The sequence below is a fragment of the Dictyoglomus sp. SSW genome, from assembly GCF_055181335.1.
In genome coordinates this window covers 1,907,389-1,925,818 of the sequence record NZ_CM143705.1, presented here as the reverse complement: position 1 = coordinate 1,925,818, position 18,430 = coordinate 1,907,389, and the positions used below count along the sequence as shown (strand labels likewise).

Below are 18,430 nucleotides of genomic sequence, written 5' to 3'. Positions count from 1 at the left end.
GGAGAGGAATTACTCTCCCTCTTTTTATTTTTATTCATATTTTATTCCATCTTCTTTTAGAAAATCAATTATCTCATCCACATACGCAAAAGCAAGAGCAACTACTGTATCCGCACCGCCATAATAGATGGCAAGCCTACCTGTCTCAGCATCACATAAGGATGCACAAGGAAATGCTACATTAGGTACATCTCCTACACATTCATAATATTCTTGAGGGGAAAGTAGATAAGAACGAGCTCTATATTTTACTTTCCATGGTTTTTCTAAATCTAAAAGGGCAGCACTAAAGCTATATACATAACCATTACAAGAAAGTAATACTCCATGATAGATTAAGAGCCAACCCTCACTAGTTTCTATAGGAGTAGGACCTGCTCCTATTTTAAGGGATTGCCATCCAGTAAGTCCTGCTGACATAACAAATCTATGACAACCCCAATGGATCATGTCTGGACTCTCGCTATAGAATATATCCCCAAAAGGTGTATGACCTCTGTCAGAAGGTCTGCTTAACATAGCATATTTGCCATTTATTTTTCTTGGAAAAAGTACTCCATTTCTATTGTAAGGTAAGAAGGCATTTTCTAATTGATAAAATTCCTTAAAATCAAAGGTATATCCTACTCCTATGGTTGGTCCATGGTAACCGTTACACCATGTAATATAATATCGATCTTCAATAAAAGTAACTCTTGGATCATATTTGTATTCACTTACCAATGGATCCTTAGTTTCTTGTATGAAGTTAATAGGTTCCTCTTCAATAGTCCAATTAATTCCGTCATCACTAAATCCGGCGTGCAAGTTCATTGATCTTGCTTTGTCGTCAACTCTAAAAACCCCTGCAAATTTTCCATTGAATGTAACTACTGCACTGTTAAATATGCTGTTTGCTCTTTTAATATGGTTCCTTTTGATGATGGGATTCTTAGAATATCTCCATACTACATCATTACAACCTTTTGGGCGTTCTTCCCAGGGTAAATTTGGAATCTTTTCTCCAATAATTTGGACTTTACCCATAATTTAAAGCCTCCTTTTTTTCTATTTATGTTAACTTAGATGTTCTGTTAAGTCAATAAATATCAGTGAAAATAGTAACATAAAAGTGGGGTTTTGATAATTGAAATTAATAATAAATTGGATTTAATTTATGGGGATAATAATAAATAAATTGGCTCCTCGGGCAGGATTCGAACCTGCAACCCGCCGGTTAACAGCCGGCCGCTCTACCGTTGAGCTACCGAGGAGCGAATAAGTTATTGTTGTAAAAAATTATATAAAAAACTTTTTGGAAAATCAAGTACTATATATTTTTTTAATTATTACCCTCTTCCCAAAAACTTTTTGCTTTAGTAATATATCAAAGGTTATGTATAAAACTTTGATAAAGGAGGATAAAAGATGCAAGAACTGATATTTCCTAAAGGCTTTTTATGGGGAGCTGCAACAGCGTCTTATCAGATAGAGGGAGCTTGGAATGAGGATGGGAAAGGAGAAAGTACTTGGGATAGGTTTTCTCATACTCCAGGTACTATTTATCAGAATCAGAATGGAGATGTGGCGTGTGATCATTATCATTTGTGGGAGAAAGATGTGGATTTAATGAGTTATATTGGGCTTAAGGCTTATAGATTCTCTATTTCGTGGCCAAGAATTTTTCCAGAAGGAAAAGGGAAGGTGAATCCAAAGGGTTTAGCCTTTTATGATAAGCTTATTGATAGACTTCTCGAGAAAGGAATAAAACCTGCAATAACTTTATATCATTGGGATTTGCCTCAAACTCTTGAGGATATTGGTGGTTGGTTAAATAGAGATGTTGCAAAATATTTTTCTGAGTATGCTTCTTTTCTGTTCTATAAATTTGGTGATAGGGTTGATTTATGGATTACATTAAATGAGCCTTGGGTAAATGCATTCTTGGGTTATGGTTGGGGTATACATGCTCCAGGGAAAAGAGATATGAAAGGGGCATTTATTGCAAGCCATAACTTTCTTTTAGCTCATGGTTATGCTGTCCAGATTTATAAAGAAGAAGGATATAAAGGAAGTATCGGTATAACTATTAATGTTGCTCCTGTATACCCTGAGAAAGATACAGAGGAGAATTTAATAGCTGTAGAAAGGCATGATGCTTTTTCAAATAGATGGTTTTTAGATCCTATTTTTAAAAAGTCTTATCCTGAAAGTGCTTGGAAGGTTTTAGAGAAAACACCTTGGGTTTTTAAAGTTGAAGAAAGAGATTTCGATATTATATCTCAACCTATAGATTTTATTGGAATTAATTATTATACCAGAAGTATTGTAAAAGCAAATTCTGAAGATCCTTATACAGGAATAAGTAGGGTTCAAGGTGATGGTGAAGTTACTGCTATGAACTGGGAAATATATCCTGATGGGCTTTATGACATTTTAGTTCAGCTATATAGTAGTTATAAAATTCCAATTTACATTACTGAAAATGGGGCAGCCTTTGATGATATCTTGCAGAATGGTAAAGTTAATGATATTAAGAGAGTTAATTATTTGAGAGAACATATTAAGAGAGCTTATTTTGCTATCAGAGATGGTGTAGATTTAAGGGGATATTTTGTATGGTCTTTAATGGATAATTTTGAATGGGGGCATGGATTTAGTAAGAGGTTTGGAATTATATATGTTAATTATGAAAATCAGGAAAGAATATTAAAAGAAAGTGCTTATTTTTATAAAGGGATAATTGAGCGAAATGGATTAGAAGATTAGCAAGTTAAAAGCCCTTCCTCAGAAAAGAGTAAGTTGATTTTTAGAAGAGGAAGGGCTTTTTCCATTTATAAGAATGAAATTTTTGCACTTTTCTATTGGAATTCCTATTTTCTTTAATTCTTTTAAATCTTTTATCTTATTTTCTCTTCTCGCTTTGATTATTCTTGAGGCAAAGGCTGGACCTATTCCAGGAATTCTTATGAGTTTATCATATGGTGCAGAGTTTATCTCTATAGGGAAAAATTCAGGATGATTTTTAGCCCATACTGTTTTAGGATCTTCATCCGGAGGTAAATTTCCATTCTCATTAAACACAAGTTCTTCTATATCAAAACCATATTTTCTTATTAGAAAATCAGCTTCATATAATCTTACTTCTCTCCAAGTAGAAGTAGGTGGAAGGTCGGATAAAGGAGTAAGGGGAATAGGCTGAAAAGCGCTAAAATAGGCTCTTGATAAATGATAATTTTTATAGAGATTGAAGGTAAGGTTAAGAATTTCTTTATCCCTTTCTTGTGATGCACCAACTACAAATTGAGTTGTTATACCTGCTTTTGTCCTTAACCCCTTTTTATATAATTCTTTTAAAGTTTCCAATTTTTGAAGAAGGAAATTAAAATTCTTTTCAGGCGCAATTTCTTTTAGATATTTTTCTGATGGGGCTTCCAAATTTATAGAAATTCGATCTGCATATTTTATAGCGGTCTCTATATAATCTAAAGAAGATTCTGGGAGTATTTTTAAATGAATATATCCTTTAAAATTGTGAACTTCTCTAAGTATTTCTACCGATTTTAGCATTTGTTCCATAGTATATTTAGGTGATTTAGTTATTGCGGAACTTAAAAATAATCCATCTACCAAATTCTTTCTATGAAGTTCTAAGAATAATCTAACAAGCTCATCTGCTGTAAGAGTTACTCTTTGAAATGGTCTATTAGCTCTGTTAGCACAATAATAGCAGTTATGAATACAATCATTTGAGAGTAAAATTTTTAAAAGTCTTACTGTCTTTCCATCAGGAAGGACTGTAGGATAGATCCAACCGCTTATGGATGGCTTTCTTTTTATGGCTTCTTGAGAACATAAAAAGGACCCACATAGATCGAACTTTGCTGATTCTGCTAATATTTCGATTTTATCGCTTATATGCATTTTGTCATCTATGAGGGTCCTTTTTTAAAATAAAAAAATATCAATTAAGCCTTTTTAAGTTCTTTTAAAAGTAGCTTTAGCCTTTCCTTTTTCCTTTTTTCTCTTGCCTTTCTTCTTTTCCTCTTAAGTATTACCCTCCATTGTTTTCCCATTTCTTTCACCCCTGCTATAAGTTTAGTTTTATCAAATGATATTATATCAAAATACTACTTTTTAAAAAGATCTATTATTTTATCCCAAAGATTTTTCTCTTCTTCTTTTTTCTCAATTATTAGGATTGGCTCTTCATTAGGTTTTGCCATAAAAAGTTTTTCTCTTGCAATTTTCTCTATTATATATGGATCATCTGTATTGTAAGCTATCTCTCTTAATTCTTTAACTTTTTTTTCAAGGACTGATTTTCTTTGATAAAGTTCCTTTAGTTTTTGGGAATAAGTTATATAATCTCTAATCCCCATATATATAGATGGGCTTAGATATAGAAAAAAAAGAACTAAAAGTATTTTGCTTATAGGATTTCTTTTCTTTCTGTCCTTTTTAAGATATTCTTGCCACCCCACGATATATTACTCCTCTTTCAGGGTCTATAGTTATAATCTCATTATCTCTTAATTTTTCAAAGAGATTTTTGGCTCCAACTATTATACCTAATCCCTTACTTCTCCATGGGATTAATGATGGTGGAATTTTTTCATCTTCAATAACAAGACCGACTAATTTGTCAAAGAGAGGTTCTATCTCAAGATCATAAGACTTTATCAGTAATATAGCTCCATCTATCTCTTTACTAAGAGCTTCCTTAGGGTTTTGAGCTAATATAACCTTGGCGGTTTTGGAATCTCCACCAAGTCCATGTCCTTGTCCTATGATATCACTTATTACATGTACCTTTATAAGATTTGTCATACCAGAGATTCCCATGGGTATACCAGCAGTGATTACAACTGTGTCTCCTCTTTTAACATATTCTTTTTGAAGAAGTAACTTGGTAGATTTTTCAAACATTTCATCAGTAGTGTAAAAAATCTCAGTTAAAAGTGGAATTACACCCCAAGATAGGTTGAGTCTTCTTCTTACTTCAGAAAAGTGGGTAATGGCAAATATGGGAGCATTGGGTCTATATTTTGATATTTGTCTTGCTGTAAAACCACTATGAGTAGCTGTTACAATTGCTGAAGCTTTTATTTCTTTGGCTATTTGGCATGTGGAGAAGGTTATAGCTTTAGTTATAGTAGTATTACAATCTGTTTCTTTTAAAAAATCGTCATATGGAAAGCTTTCTTCAACTTTCTTTGCAATTTTATCCATCATTTTTACGCTTTCTATGGGATATTTACCCATTGCAGTTTCGTTTGATAACATAATAGCATCTGTACCGTCTAATATGGCATTTGCCACATCACTTACTTCTGCCCTTGTGGGAGTAGGATTACTTACCATAGATATTAACATCTGGGTGGCTGTAATTACAGGTTTTCCTGCTAATCTTGTTTCCTTTATTATTCTTTTTTGAATTAAGGGAACTTCCTCATTTGAAATCTCTATTGCTAAATCTCCTCTTGCTACCATTATAGCATCTGCTACTTCTAATATTTCTTTAAAATTATTTACTGCTTCTCTTTTTTCAATTTTGGCTATTACAGGAATTTTGGCATCATGTAATTCAAGGAATTCTTTTAACTCTATTATATCTGAAGCTCTTTGCACAAAGGACAATGCAATGTAGTCTACCTTGTTTTCTATGCCAAATATGGTATCTTTTTTATCCTTCTCTGTAAGAGGTGAAACTCTTAATTTAGAGTCTGGGAAATTAACTCCTTTTCTTTCTGAAAGATAACCCCCATGAATAATTCCACATACTAATTTGTCTTCTTTTTTATCCATGACTTTCAATTCTATAAGTCCATCATCTATAAGTATTCTATCTCCAATATTTACATCCTCTAATAGATAGGGGTAGTTAACATAAAGAATTTTCTCGTTGCCTATAGTTTCCTTAGGAGTAAGATAGATTTCTTCTCCATCTTTGATAAATATTTTGTCCTTTTCTAATTCTCCTATCCTTATTTTAGGTCCTTGAAGGTCTTGAATAATAGGAATTGGTTTGTCTAATTCTTCTGAAAATTTTCTTATAAGTCTTATTCTTTCTCCATGGACATTATAATCTCCATGGGAGAAGTTTAATCTTGCCACATCCATTCCTGCTCTAATAAGTTCCTTTAATACTTCTTCTTTTTCACTGGCAGGACCTATTGTACATACTATTTTGGTCTTTCTAAACAACTTTTTTCCCTCCTTTGTTTAATATATATTTTAGTATTATCTGAGAGCGCTCCTTCTAATCCAATCTCAAAACCATCTTCATTAACAACAATATACTCCCCATCTATGCATTTTTTATAGATATCCATGTCATAAGAAATCAGGGCATGCTTTACTTGCATGCCCTGAAATACTTCTAACAATTTATTATTTACAAAAACCTTAATCTTTTCTTTCAAATTACTTTATAATTATACTCCTTCCTTCCACCTTTGGATTTATAGGAGAATGTTTTTTCAAGTATTCTACAAAAACATCTCTTAACATATCTCCGTAGATAATATTTTTGCCTCTTGTGAAAGCTGTAAATTTGTCTCCACCCGCAGCAAGAAAATCATTGGTTACTACTCTATAAACCTTGTTTAAATCTAAGGGTTCATTCCCAACAAAGACCTCTATCACCCTTGATCCTATAGGTCTTGTCATATTATATTTTACTCTAATTCCTGAAGTTTGTAAAATACCCTTTTCTAAGGTAGCGCTTTGTTCTAAAAGATCTAATATGTCTTTTCCTGTTAGATCCATTATTACCAATACATTATCAAAGGGAAGTAGAGTATATACTTGTTCCATTGTTATTTTACCCTTAGGGATATCTGTTCTTATGCCACCGCTATTTTGGAATGCAATTTGGGCATTACTTGCTTCTAACATTGCATCACATATTACATTACCTACGTTTGATTCTTCATTATAATTTCTTACAAGATCCACAAGAGTTTCCCCTACAATTTTCGAAAATTCTTCTTTAAGTTGAGCATTATATTTGTCAATTATTTCAGCTACATTAGGGTCATATTTATCCTCGGGTCCTGCAAAAACAGTTTTTAGTTCTTTTTCTTTTGTAAAACCTAAAATTAAACCAGTTTCAGGTTGTACTTTTAAATCTAAAACCCCTAAATATATACCATTGTATCCTGCTTGTACAATAATTGTTCCTCTAACTATTAAAGGATCTGTAACTACTGTATGGCTATGTCCTCCTACTATTACATCAATTCCAGGAACCTTTTCTGCAAGGGCTTTATCTGCAGCATAACCTAAGTGGGATAATACTATTATTAAATTGGCTCCTTGGTTTTTTACTTCCCTAATTAAGTTAGGGAGTACTTTTTCAGGTTCTATAAAAGTTAAATCTTTAACATAATCAGGTTTTACTATATAAGCAGTTTCAGTAGTTGTAAGTCCTATTATTGCAATTTTAAGACCTTTTCTCTCAATAATGATATAGGGTTTAACATTTGGAAGATATGTTTCATCTTTTAATATATTTCCCGCTAAAAAGGGAAAATTGGAGGATTTTATCCATTGTTGCAGAGTATCTTGTCCCCAATCAAATTCATGATTTCCAATGGTCATGGCATCAAACTTAAGATAATTCATTATTTTAATAACGGGTTCGCCTTTAAATATATTTGATATAGGAGTACCTTGGAACATATCTCCAGCAGAAAGAAGTATGGTGCCTTCTGGATTCTTAGCTCTTTCTTCGTTTATCATATAGGCTAAATAGGCTCCGCCACCTACTGGAATTTTCTCACTAATGCTTTTCACAATGTATGGTAGAAGTCTTCCATGAAAATCATTGATGTGGAGTATCTTTATATCTATTAAATTGGAAGTTTGAGAGAAAGAGAGGCTAATAAGAAGAAATAAAATCAACAGGAGAAGGAGAGTTTTTTTTAAATACCTCATTGTTTTTTAATCCTCCTTTGGAAAGATTATGTTTTAATTATAACAAGAATCTTATAAATATAAAAATTCCGAATGAAATTCCACTTTTCATTATATACTTGTAAACTTTATTCCAATCAGCATTAAAATATTCCCTTGTAAGAACTAAACAAAGATGCATAGGAGATACCATTACTCCTAGATATCCGCTTAAGAATGCCAATAAGATGTATTTTAATGGATTAACATATGGAAGCATTCCCACTAATATTGGAAAGCTAATTCCAATAGAAGCAGAGGTAACTCCAGTTAATATGCCAACTATAAAGGGTATCAAAAAGAAAATAAGAGGGGTTGGAATGAAAGAAAAGTTAAGTAAATAGGCAATATCTGATACTGCTCCTGTAACTTCTAACATTTTTTTGAAGATCATTACCCCTAATATCAAGATTAGATTCTGTGGTTTTATTGAAGTCTTTAATGTATTAAAAATTTGGTGTGTATCAAAACGAAATATGACAAAAAGCAAAATAACAATTCCTAAAAGAACATATAAAAGATCAAAATGAAGAAAGATTACAGCAAAGATTAATATCAAAATAGGTAGGAAGGAGATTATAAAATCTTTAATGGGATTTTGAGAAATTGATATACCTTGGTTTTCTAAATTTTGATCTTGAGCTTGTTCTAAGGAATCGATCTCTTTAGAAGGCATTTTATAAAAGGAAAAAAGTAAACCTATAGCAAGTACGAATAATCCATATGGTAATGCTTCTTTTACAAGAATGTTTATAGGAGTTTGGGTTAGAGCTGAAACCAATATAATTCCTGGATATATAGGTAGAAATGGTTCCCATATATGCCTAAGCCAATAATTTATATAGCTTTTTCTTTCAGGTTCTAAATTATCATTGTCTGTTGATTCTTCTATGAAAGGTGCAGAAAAAAGAGCTCCGCCTACAGATGGAAGAAGGCCCATTATGATTGGCATAGATATCAAACGAATTTTATCGTCTTTAATCAAAGTTTTTAGCGAATTAACCATTTTTTTTAATACTTCTTTTTCTTTTAATATGGATTCAAATACTGCTATGAGATATAGGATTAAAAGAAGACTAATAGTATTCCAGTCTTTAACTGCTTCAAAAAAGGATTTTAAAATAGTATTTATGGATAGGCCAAAGCTTATACCCATAATTATGCTTCCACCTAAAAGTGCCCAATGAAGAGGGAATTTTTTGGATATTAATACTACAATAATACCAAAAATAATGGTTACCTTTAAGAGAGCTATCATCTTATATCACCCCTATCCATAAGTTTAATGTGATAAGAGAAATTAATGTGGAATAAATTATTACATGGGAGGCAAAAACAGAGTCCAAATCAAATTGTAAAGCAAGCACTAAGGCTGTTAGCATGGATGGCATAGCAGATTCTAATACAGTGACTTTATAGGGTACATCGGTTATTCCTAATACTCTTGAAAAGATTAAAGCAAGAAAGGGAAATAAGAGAAGTTTTAAGGTAATACCTGAGATAATACCTAATGTGGATTTATTGTTTTTTTGTGGTTTTGAAAAGGATAAACCTAAAAGAAACATCATGAGTGGTGTTGTGGCTTTTCCTAATATGGAAAGACTATCGATTAAAAAATCAGGAAGTTTATAGGGTGAAATTATAAATCCTAAAATTAATCCCCATAAAGGGGGATTATTTACTACTTTTTTTATTGTAAAGTTAAGATTTACTTTCTGAGCACTTAGCAAACTTATCAAGATAATACCTATTGTGTATATAAAAATAATCATACCTAATTGATCATAAATGATAGCAACAGTTAAACCTTGATTTCCATAAAGTTTCTCCATAATAGGATATCCTAGAAAGGTTACATTACCACCCACACTTACAAGAAAAAGACTTCCAATGGTTTTTTTGTTTAGATTTAGTCCAAAACCTATAAGTAGAGCAAGAATACCAGTTATGATACTAACTATCCATTCTACAATTACTACTTTATATAATGAAATTTGTGGGGGGTTAGTGTAAATAGAATAAAATACTAAAGCAGGTAAAGAAAAGTTGTATACGAATTTTGAAAATATTTCTCTATCTTCTTCTCTAAATATCTTATATTTAGAGATAAATCCTAATAAACTAATTAAAATCAGAGTTATTAATGTTTTTGACATTTTTCTTTGGATCCTCCACTTTATATACGAAATATAGAATATTTATTATTCCTAAAATGAGTAAGCAATGAAAAAGAAAGTAATATCCTTTTGTATCTGCAATTTTTCCTGCCAAAATAGGAGCTATAAAGGAAAAAGGTGCAAAAATAAGATTGATAGATCCTAAATAAAGTTCTCTTCTTTGGGAAGGGGAAAGATCAAGTATAAAGGCTAAATCTCCAACATAGAAAGCACTATTTATAATTCCGATAAAAATATAAACCGTATAGAAAGAAATTATATTATTTGCAGTTAAGAGAAGAATAAGAGATATTAATGTTGAAATTCTTCCCAAAAGGAGGGTTATCTTGTGACCAAATTTATCTCCTATGGGGCCTATGATAAAGGATGAAAGAGCTTGGGAAATTAAAAGGATGCCTGTAAAGTCTGCAACTATCTTATCTGGAATTTTAAATTGTTTTACAGAGAAAACTGATACAAAACTGATAAAGGATAATGAAAAGGTGTTTAGAATTCTTGAGATTGTATAATTTCTAAAATTTTTATCTTTAAAGACTATCTTTATACTTTTGATATACTCAGTGAGGGATGTATCTTGAACTTCATTTTCGTCAGGTTCCTCTCTGGTCAAAGATAGGAAAACAAAGGATATTAATAGAGCTATTCCAGCACAAAGGAAAGAATAGCCAAAGTTTATTGGAAATTGATAGGTGGAAAGGAAATATCTCGCTAAAAAAGCACCTCCAATCCCCATTATAGCTCCCAAACCATTTCCCATTGCGAAAAAGGTTCCTCTTTTACTTGGATGTATTACCTTACTTATCATGCTCATCCAAGGAGGTCCTAAAAATCCCATTGAAAATGTTGCAATGGCAAGTAAAAATAATGACAGATATAAAGAAAGTTTTGGAAAAGGAGATGCTAAAAAGAAGGCTATAAAAGACATAAAAAGATATGGAAGTCTTTCTCCCATGGTTACTTTTAATACTAATTCTATTTTTCTTTTATATCTTTCTGAAGCTCTTGCACCTAATATGGCTGGAATTGCCCATCCTAAGTTTGCAATTGCAGGAATTAATCCAATCTCAAGATTTCCAGCACCTAAATTCTTGGCAAATAAGGGTAAGAGGGTCTGAATAGAACCAAAGGTCATTCCCAAATTAAAGAATGCATTATCTATGGCATTGACTATAAAGTTCCAGCTATAATCCTTTTCTCTTAGACTCATAGCTTTTATAATATCAAATTTTTAATCTTCAGATAAGACTAATATTAAATGAAAAATTTAATGTATAATTTAAAATCAAGAAAATAATTATTTGTTGGGAGGATTACTTTTATGGGATATATGAAGGGAAGAGATCTACTTTCTATTTTGGATCTTTCAAAAGAAGAAATGGAGTATATATTTTCTCTTGCTAAAAGTTTGAAAAGTGATTTTCTTTCTGGAAAAAAACAGCATGATTATCTGAAAGGAAAAACAGTAGCCTTATTTTTTGAAAAACTATCTACCAGGACAAGAATATCTTTTGAGGTAGGAGTATATCAATTGGGAGGATATCCTCTTTATCTTAATGTTCAAGATATGCAACTAAAGAGAGGAGAAACAATTTCTGATACAGCGAGGGTACTTGAAAGATATGTGGATGGTATAATGGCAAGGGTTTATCAACATTCAACTTTAGAAGAGTTAGCAAAATGGGCTAATATACCGGTGATAAATGGACTTTCTGATTTGGAACATCCATGTCAAGTTATTTCTGATTACTATACTATTTTTGAAAAAAAGGGATATAAAAGATTAAAGATAGTTTATCTTGGTGATGGAAATAATGTGGCTAATTCGTTAATTTTGGCCGGAGCTCTTTTAGGTATGGAGATAGTATGCTCATCTCCAAAAGAATATTATCCTCCTCTAGAGATTATAAGAAAAGCTGAGGATTTAGCTAATAAAACAGGTGGAAGTGTGCAAATTATAGAAGATCCAAAAGAAGCAGTAAAAAATGCTGATGTTTTATATACAGATGTATGGGTAAGTATGGGACAAGAGGAAGAGAAAGAGTTAAGGAGAAGGGTTTTTCCTCCATATCAGTTAAACAAAGATCTTGTTAGTTTGGCAAAAGATGATGTTATAGTAATGCATTGTCTTCCTGCCCATAGAGGTGAAGAGATTACAGATGATGTTATGGATGGGGAACATTCGGTGGTTTTTGATCAAGCAGAAAACAGACTACACGTACAAAAAGCTATCTTGGCTTTGTTTATTTGATGCTTTTTTAAAATTCATTTTTAATGTAAAATATTTCTATGAGAAGTGTTTTCATTAAGATAGGTATACTTTTAGTATTCTTTGTATTACTCTTAGGTTTGTCCTCTTTAACCTTTTTTAAGGTATGGGAGAAACAAACTATAGATCTAAGATTTCATATTAGGGGAGAGACAAAACCCTCAGAAGATATTGTTATTGTTGGTATAGACGATAACTCAATTGAAGGTATTGGAAATTGGCCTTGGGAAAGATCTATTCATGGTAGATTTCTTGAAGTTCTAAGAAAAGAAAATCCTAAACTTGTAGTTTTTGATATTTTGTTTGATACCAAAACAGCTAAGGATACCATATTTGCTAAAAGCTTGAAATCCTTTAAGAAAGTTGTTTTATCTAATTATTTATATACTTATATCTAATTATTTATATACTTATTTTGATAAAAGGCTTAATATAAGTCTACTTTCTCTAAAAGAACCGGTAGATATAATAAAGGAAGCTTCTCTTGCTACGGGTTATAGTAATGTATTAATAGATGACGATAATAAGGTCAGAAGGGCAAGACCTTATGAAGTGAATGAAACAGGTATTAAATACTATTCATTACCGCTTGTGGTTTATGGGATAGTTAGAAATGAATTTCCATATAAATATATTTATAAATTACCTGAGTTCTTTTATATAAATTTTAGGGGTGGAGAAGGATCATTTAGATATTTTTCCTATATAGATGTTTTAAATGGGAGATTCACTCCTAATACTTTTAAGAATAAGATTATTTTTGTGGGAGCTGTTTCTCCTATGTTAAAAGATACTTTTCTCCATCCTTTTTCAGGATATTTATCTCCTTCTGGAAAATCATATTCATATATGCCGGGTGTAGAAATCCATGCTAATATTCTTGATAATTTGTTAAATAATGATTATTTTAAAACCATAATTTTCCCTTTAATTCTAATAATTAATTTTCTTTCTGTATTTTTTACAGGTATTTTTTTAGGTAAAAAGATGGTTTTGAATGTTTTTATAACTATCTTTCTTATCTTGTTATATTTTGGACTTTCTTATTATTTGTTCTTGAAACATATTATAGCTCCTGTGGTTTCTCCTTCTCTTGGGATGGTATTGGGTTTTTTAGGAAATTTGGTATATCAGAGTATACTGCCTAAGGAAAGATTAGAAGGAATTACTATTAAGAAAAGATATAAAATATTGAAAAAACTAGGATCTGGGGGTATGGCTTCAGTTTATTTGGCAAAAGATTTAGTTACTAAGAAAGATGTTGCCATAAAAATACTTCATCCCCAATATGCAGAAGATAAAGAGGTCTTAGAAAGATTTTATAGAGAAATACAAGTATGTAAAGATCTTGATCATCCTAGTATCGTTAAGGTGCTTGATCATGGAAAAGAGGATGATCATGTATTTATGGTAATGGAATATGTGTCAGGGAAAGATTTGAAGAAAATTATGGAGGAGAAAGGTCCTATATCTGTGGATTTAGCAGTGGAAATTATAAAAAAAGTTGCTTGTGCTCTTTCCTATGCAAATTCAAAAAATATTGTACATAGAGATATAAAACCTCAAAATATTATGATAACTAATGATGGTAAAGTAAAACTCATGGATTTTGGAATTGCCCGAATAGGGGGACTTACCACATTAACTCAGACAGGTATTTTTATGGGTACTCCTCAGTATGCATCTCCAGAACAGTTAGAAGGTAAAAAAGTAGATATTAGATCTGATATTTTTTCCTTAGGAATAGTTTTTTATGAAATGTTAACTGGATTATTACCTTATGCTGAAGAAACAACTATTTCTCTTATGTTAAAAAGATATCAAGAAGAATTACCAGATGTAAGGAGTATCAATCCCAATATACCTGAGGGAATATCTATGATTATTAAAAAAATGACTGCCCGTTTTCCAGAATTTAGATATCAAACTCCAGAAGAATTAATTGATGACCTCAATAGAGGTTATCCTTTACATCCTTATGAAGAGAAAAATATTTCATCTTCAGATACAATTATAAGAAGGGATAAAGATAAAAAAGATAATTAGAGGCATTTAAATACTAAAACCACATCTCCTAATTGTATGATGTCTCCATCATGTAAAAGTTCCTTATTAACTTTTAATCCATTTACCATTGTTCCATTAGCACTTCCCAAATCCTCTATAAAATATTTATCCTCACTTCTTATTATTTTTGCATGAAATCTTGATACTGTGGGATTAACTATTACAATGTCATTTTCCCTTTCTCTTCCAATAGTTGTTTCGTCTTTAATAATTTTAAAGTCTTTACCTCTATCTTCTCCATGTTTTATGATTAAGTATGCCCAGTTTATAGGAAGAAGTGTAGCATCCATTTTCATAGTATTAGAAGTGCCAGTTATTATATCATTTTTACCCATCTTTTGGATATTGATTTTCCCTTTTTCCTTTCTTCTCAAATAAATATCATATATTAATAGGGCGATAAAGATTACTAATAAAATAACTAAAAAAATATTCAATTTCCTTCCCCCTTTCATTTAGATCTTTATTGATGATTATATAAGAAAAATCGAAATTTGGCAATGATTGTTAAAGTTTATTAAAATAATGCATAAAATTGCATTTTTATGGTATAATTTTTCGAAATTGATTGGGAGGTATATGGTTATGAGTAAAGACAAAGTAGTGCTTGCATATTCTGGAGGATTAGATACCTCTGTAGCGATAAAATGGCTTATGCAAAAATATTCATTAGATGTAATAACTTTGACAGTAGATATTGGGCAGGGAATAGATTTGGAAGAAATAAAGAAAAAGGCTGAAAATTTAGGGGTAAAGAAGGCTTATGTTCTTGATTTAAAAGAAGAATTTGTAAATGATTATATAATTCCTGCTATAAAAGCTAATGCAATGTACGAAGGAGTTTATCCTCTTGCCACAGCTCTATCAAGACCTCTTATTGCTAAATATTTAGTTAAAGTGGCAAAGGAAAATGGAGCAAAGTATGTAGCTCATGGGTGTACTGGAAAAGGAAATGATCAGGTTAGAATAGATCTTGGGGTGAAGGCCTTAGCACCAGATTTAGAAATTATTGCTCCAGTTAGGGAGTGGAATTTTTCGAGAGAAGAAGAGATTGATTATGCAATAGAGAATAATATACCTATACCTGTTTCAAGAAAAAGTCCTTTTAGTATTGATGAGAATTTGTGGGGAAGAAGTATAGAGGGTGGAATTTTAGAAGATCCATGGCAGGAGCCTCCAGAGGAAATTTATCAATGGACAAAATTAGAGAAGGAAGAACCATCTTATATTGAAATTACTTTTGAAGAAGGAATCCCTGTAGAATTAAATGGTGAAAGAAAAAATCTATTACAAATAATAGAAAACTTGAATGAGATCGTTGGTTCATATGGGATAGGAAGAATAGATCATATTGAAAATAGACTTGTGGGAATCAAATCTAGAGAAATTTATGAGACACCCTCTGCGGTGGTAATAATAAAGGCTCATGAAGCTTTAGAAGATATGGTATTACCAAGAGAACTTGCACATTTTAAGAAGATTCTTGAGGGGAAATATGCTGAACTTGTATATTATGGCCTTTGGTTTGATCCTTTTAGAGAAGCTATTCAAGCCTTTATGGATAAAACTCAAGAAAGAATCACAGGAAAAGTAAGGATAAAGCTTATGCCTTGGAATTTTTCTGTAGTAGGAAGAATGTCTCCCTACTCTTTGTATGATCATGGGCTTGCTACTTATGATAAAGGAAGCACCTTTTCTACTGAGTCAGCAGTAGGTTTTATAAAACTTTTTGGACTTCAAAATTATCTATATGCATTAAGGGGAAACTAAAATGATTAGAGTAGGTATTGTAGGTGCTTCTGGATATGTAGGACAAGAACTTACTCGGATCTTGTTGAAACATGGAAAAGTAGAAAAAATATATCTTTTTACTGACCATTTTGAAGGTGCTGATATATTTAGAGGTGACAAGTTAATAATAAGGGAAAGAAAAGATTACCAAGAATATGTGGATGATTTAGATTTATTCTTTTTTGCCCTTGGAAATGGGGAGCTTTTAAAAATTTTATCAGAAAGTAGAGTTCCAGAAAGATTCATAGATTTAAGTGCAGATTTTAGATTTAAAAATCCTTATGAGTATGAGAGAATTTATGGTATAAAACATACATTACCTAATGTATTAGAGGAAGTTGTATATGGACTTCCAGAGATTTTTAGAAAAGAAATAAAAAAGGCAAAATATATTGCAAATCCTGGGTGTTATCCTACTGCTTCTATTTTAGGGATATATCCATTGATTAAGGAAGGAAAGACTTTTGGATCTGCAATTATAGATGCAAAATCTGGGATTTCAGGTGCAGGTAGAAAACCTTCTGATAAAAATATATATGGAAACATTGCAGAAAATTTCCAGGCTTATTCTATTCTAAATCATAGGCATCAGCCTGAAATAGAGAATGTGATTAAAGAATTTAGTTATATAAAAGTTTTATTTGTACCTCAACTTTTACCAACCTTTAGAGGTATATTTGCTTCCATATATGTACCTTTAAATGAAGAGATATCTTCTGAAGATCTTTTTGAAATTTACACGAATATATATAAAAATGAACCTTTTGTTAAAGTTCTTCCTCCTTTTACTTCCCCAGAAATTAAGAAAGTAAGAGGGACGAATTGGGTATTTATAAGTGCTCAAGTAGATAAGAATACTAAAAATGCATTAATATTTGTGGCTATAGATAATTTGATAAAGGGAGCTGCGGGACAAGCAGTACAAAACATGAATATTATGTTTGGTTTTTCAGAGGAAGAAGGACTTGATTTTTTACCTTTATATCCATAGATTAAGGAGAGATAAATATGGTATGGAAATTTGATGAAATTTATTTAACTGATATAAATGGTGTAAAAGCAGCGGGTGTATCCTGTGGCTTAAAAGAAGATAATAAATTGGATCTTGCTCTAATTGTGCTTGATAAACCAGTTTTTGCTGAAGCTATGTTTACTAAAAATACTGTTAAGGCTGCTCCTATTATTGTTTCTAAGAGGCATTTAGAAAAGTGTGGCATGATCCAAGCAATTGTTATAAATAGTGGGCAAGCAAATGCATGTACTGGAGAAAAAGGAATAAAGGATGCAGAGATGATGGCAGAAAGAGTTGCTCAAAATTTAGGTATTGATAAGGAATTAGTTTTTGTGGCATCTACAGGTAAAATAGGAGCATATCTGGAAATGGATAAGATAGTTAGTGGAATTGATTTGGCATGTAAGGTTTTATCTAAGAATTCAGGAAGAGAAGTAGCCGAAGCAATTATGACTACTGACACTTTTCCCAAAATGTCATCTGTTAAATATGGTGATGTAATAATATCTGGAATAGCAAAAGGAGCAGGTATGATTCATCCTGATATGGCAACCATGTTGGTTTTTATAGGCACAAATGCTAAATTGGGAAAAGATGCTATGAAGAAAGTTCTTAGAAGAGGTGTGGGTAAATCATTTCATCAGATAAGTGTAGATGGATGTACCAGCACAAATGATACGGTTCTTTTTTTTGCTACTTCAGAAAAGGAAATTAAAGAGAATATTTTTCAAAAAGGATTTGACATGTTAACTGAAGATTTGGCAAAGATGATAGCAAAAGATGGAGAAGGGGCCACTAAATTGATTGAGGTTAGAATTGAAAAGGCGGAAAGTTTGAAAAAAGCAAGGGTTTTAGGAAGAGCTGTTATTACTTCTAATTTAGTAAAAGCTGCTTTTGCAGGTGGGGATGATAATTGGGGTAGAATATTAGCAAGTATTGGTCAAACAGGATACAACATCGATTTAGACAAGATAGAGCTTTATATTGGTGAATATTTAGTTTTTGCAAAAAATGAACCTTTAAGGTATAATTCTCAGGAAGTCAAAAATTATTTAAAAAATAGGGAAGTTATGGTGCGTATAGTATTAAATGAAGGTAGATATAATGCAGTTTCATGGGGATCAGATTTGACGGAGGAATATGTAAAAATAAATGCATATTATAGGACATGAGGTGGAA

The 18,430-nt window shown here is 31.6% G+C and carries 17 protein-coding genes and 1 tRNA gene; 7 read left to right on the top strand and 11 right to left on the bottom strand.

All coding sequences use genetic code 11. The annotated features are described in order from the left end of the window. Positions 1-30: 30 nt before the first annotated feature. Complete coding sequence (locus ACY3JM_RS09590) at positions 31-1,026, bottom strand: glycoside hydrolase family 130 protein (protein WP_463082728.1); 996 nt, start codon at positions 1,024-1,026, stop codon at positions 31-33. A gap of 152 nt (positions 1,027-1,178) precedes the next feature. Further along, positions 1,179-1,253: transfer RNA gene (locus ACY3JM_RS09585), tRNA-Asn, on the bottom strand. Positions 1,254-1,407: 154 nt separating this feature from the next. On the opposite strand from ACY3JM_RS09585, the gene ACY3JM_RS09580 reads away from it, so the two are divergent. After that, positions 1,408-2,748 carry a GH1 family beta-glucosidase gene (locus ACY3JM_RS09580; RefSeq protein WP_463082727.1) on the top strand — a complete coding sequence of 447 codons (1,341 nt, stop codon included), beginning with the start codon at positions 1,408-1,410 and terminating at the stop codon, positions 2,746-2,748. A gap of 18 nt (positions 2,749-2,766) precedes the next feature. Here the strand turns inward: ACY3JM_RS09580 and ACY3JM_RS09575 are convergent, their stop codons facing one another. From ACY3JM_RS09575 to ACY3JM_RS09540, 8 genes are all read right to left on the bottom strand, one after another. Then, positions 2,767-3,903, bottom strand: a complete 1,137-nt coding sequence (locus ACY3JM_RS09575; protein WP_463111361.1) for a putative DNA modification/repair radical SAM protein — start codon at positions 3,901-3,903, stop codon at positions 2,767-2,769. Positions 3,904-4,109: 206 nt separating this feature from the next. Beyond that, positions 4,110-4,463: an FtsB family cell division protein gene (locus ACY3JM_RS09570; protein WP_463082725.1), complete on the bottom strand. Its 354-nt coding sequence runs from the start codon at positions 4,461-4,463 to the stop codon at positions 4,110-4,112. Further along, positions 4,441-6,186, bottom strand: coding sequence for a pyruvate kinase (gene pyk, locus ACY3JM_RS09565; protein WP_463082724.1), 1,746 nt, complete (start codon positions 6,184-6,186; stop codon positions 4,441-4,443). Before pyk ends, ACY3JM_RS09570 begins: the two co-directional genes overlap by 23 nt. Continuing rightward, positions 6,165-6,404, bottom strand: a complete 240-nt coding sequence (locus tag ACY3JM_RS09560) for a hypothetical protein (protein ID WP_463082723.1) — start codon at positions 6,402-6,404, stop codon at positions 6,165-6,167. Before ACY3JM_RS09560 ends, pyk begins: the two co-directional genes overlap by 22 nt. Position 6,405: 1 nt before the next feature. Further along, positions 6,406-7,920, bottom strand: a complete 1,515-nt coding sequence (locus ACY3JM_RS09555) for a bifunctional metallophosphatase/5'-nucleotidase (protein WP_463082722.1) — start codon at positions 7,918-7,920, stop codon at positions 6,406-6,408. Positions 7,921-7,957: 37 nt separating this feature from the next. After that, positions 7,958-9,196: a DUF401 family protein gene (locus ACY3JM_RS09550; protein WP_463082721.1), complete on the bottom strand. Its 1,239-nt coding sequence runs from the start codon at positions 9,194-9,196 to the stop codon at positions 7,958-7,960. Between the two features lies 1 nt (position 9,197). Then, positions 9,198-10,094, bottom strand: coding sequence for an AEC family transporter (locus ACY3JM_RS09545; RefSeq protein WP_463082720.1), 897 nt, complete (start codon positions 10,092-10,094; stop codon positions 9,198-9,200). Next, positions 10,060-11,322 carry an MFS transporter gene (locus ACY3JM_RS09540; RefSeq protein WP_463082719.1) on the bottom strand — a complete coding sequence of 421 codons (1,263 nt, stop codon included), beginning with the start codon at positions 11,320-11,322 and terminating at the stop codon, positions 10,060-10,062. Before ACY3JM_RS09540 ends, ACY3JM_RS09545 begins: the two co-directional genes overlap by 35 nt. 111 nt (positions 11,323-11,433) lie before the next feature. Here ACY3JM_RS09540 and argF point away from each other — a divergent pair, with 111 nt between their 5' ends. The 3 genes from argF to ACY3JM_RS09525 are packed head-to-tail and all read left to right on the top strand — an operon-like array spanning position 11,434 to position 14,427. Next, positions 11,434-12,363 (top strand): ornithine carbamoyltransferase, encoded by a 930-nt coding sequence (argF, locus tag ACY3JM_RS09535; RefSeq protein ID WP_463082718.1) that lies wholly within the window; start codon positions 11,434-11,436, stop codon positions 12,361-12,363. Positions 12,364-12,401: 38 nt separating this feature from the next. After that, entirely contained in the window at positions 12,402-12,779 is a 378-nt protein-coding gene (locus tag ACY3JM_RS09530; RefSeq protein ID WP_463111360.1) for a CHASE2 domain-containing protein, read from the top strand. Further along, positions 12,745-14,427, top strand: a complete 1,683-nt coding sequence (locus ACY3JM_RS09525) for a protein kinase domain-containing protein (RefSeq protein ID WP_463111359.1) — start codon at positions 12,745-12,747, stop codon at positions 14,425-14,427. Before ACY3JM_RS09530 ends, ACY3JM_RS09525 begins: the two co-directional genes overlap by 35 nt. Here the strand turns inward: ACY3JM_RS09525 and ACY3JM_RS09520 are convergent. After that, positions 14,424-14,885, bottom strand: coding sequence for an FHA domain-containing protein (locus ACY3JM_RS09520; protein ID WP_463111358.1), 462 nt, complete (start codon positions 14,883-14,885; stop codon positions 14,424-14,426). The genes ACY3JM_RS09525 and ACY3JM_RS09520 overlap by 4 nt on opposite strands. A gap of 148 nt (positions 14,886-15,033) precedes the next feature. Between ACY3JM_RS09520 and ACY3JM_RS09515 the strand changes: the two genes are divergently transcribed. The 3 genes from ACY3JM_RS09515 to argJ are packed head-to-tail and all read left to right on the top strand — an operon-like array spanning position 15,034 to position 18,423. Next, positions 15,034-16,218: an argininosuccinate synthase gene (locus ACY3JM_RS09515; protein ID WP_463111357.1), complete on the top strand. Its 1,185-nt coding sequence runs from the start codon at positions 15,034-15,036 to the stop codon at positions 16,216-16,218. Position 16,219: 1 nt separating this feature from the next. After that, positions 16,220-17,230: an N-acetyl-gamma-glutamyl-phosphate reductase gene (argC, locus tag ACY3JM_RS09510; protein WP_463111356.1), complete on the top strand. Its 1,011-nt coding sequence runs from the start codon at positions 16,220-16,222 to the stop codon at positions 17,228-17,230. Positions 17,231-17,247: 17 nt separating this feature from the next. Then, positions 17,248-18,423 (top strand): bifunctional glutamate N-acetyltransferase/amino-acid acetyltransferase ArgJ, encoded by a 1,176-nt coding sequence (gene argJ / locus ACY3JM_RS09505; RefSeq protein WP_463111355.1) that lies wholly within the window; start codon positions 17,248-17,250, stop codon positions 18,421-18,423. The last annotated feature ends 7 nt before the right edge of the window (positions 18,424-18,430 follow it).

Excerpts from the sequence above, each read along its gene's own strand:
- ACY3JM_RS09590 (WP_463082728.1), bottom strand. The coding sequence starts at position 1,026 with ATGGGTAAAGTCCAAATTATTGGAGAAAAGATTCCAAATTTACCCTGG.
- ACY3JM_RS09580 (WP_463082727.1), top strand. The coding sequence starts at position 1,408 with ATGCAAGAACTGATATTTCCTAAAGGCTTTTTATGGGGAGCTGCAACA.
- ACY3JM_RS09575 (WP_463111361.1), bottom strand. The coding sequence starts at position 3,903 with ATGCATATAAGCGATAAAATCGAAATATTAGCAGAATCAGCAAAGTTC.
- ACY3JM_RS09555 (WP_463082722.1), bottom strand. The coding sequence starts at position 7,920 with ATGAGGTATTTAAAAAAAACTCTCCTTCTCCTGTTGATTTTATTTCTT.
- ACY3JM_RS09550 (WP_463082721.1), bottom strand. The coding sequence starts at position 9,196 with ATGATAGCTCTCTTAAAGGTAACCATTATTTTTGGTATTATTGTAGTA.
- ACY3JM_RS09545 (WP_463082720.1), bottom strand. The coding sequence starts at position 10,094 with ATGTCAAAAACATTAATAACTCTGATTTTAATTAGTTTATTAGGATTT.
- ACY3JM_RS09540 (WP_463082719.1), bottom strand. The coding sequence starts at position 11,322 with ATGAGTCTAAGAGAAAAGGATTATAGCTGGAACTTTATAGTCAATGCC.
- argF (WP_463082718.1), top strand. The coding sequence starts at position 11,434 with ATGGGATATATGAAGGGAAGAGATCTACTTTCTATTTTGGATCTTTCA.
- ACY3JM_RS09530 (WP_463111360.1), top strand. The coding sequence starts at position 12,402 with ATGAGAAGTGTTTTCATTAAGATAGGTATACTTTTAGTATTCTTTGTA.
- ACY3JM_RS09515 (WP_463111357.1), top strand. The coding sequence starts at position 15,034 with ATGAGTAAAGACAAAGTAGTGCTTGCATATTCTGGAGGATTAGATACC.
- argC (WP_463111356.1), top strand. The coding sequence starts at position 16,220 with ATGATTAGAGTAGGTATTGTAGGTGCTTCTGGATATGTAGGACAAGAA.
- argJ (WP_463111355.1), top strand. The coding sequence starts at position 17,248 with ATGGTATGGAAATTTGATGAAATTTATTTAACTGATATAAATGGTGTA.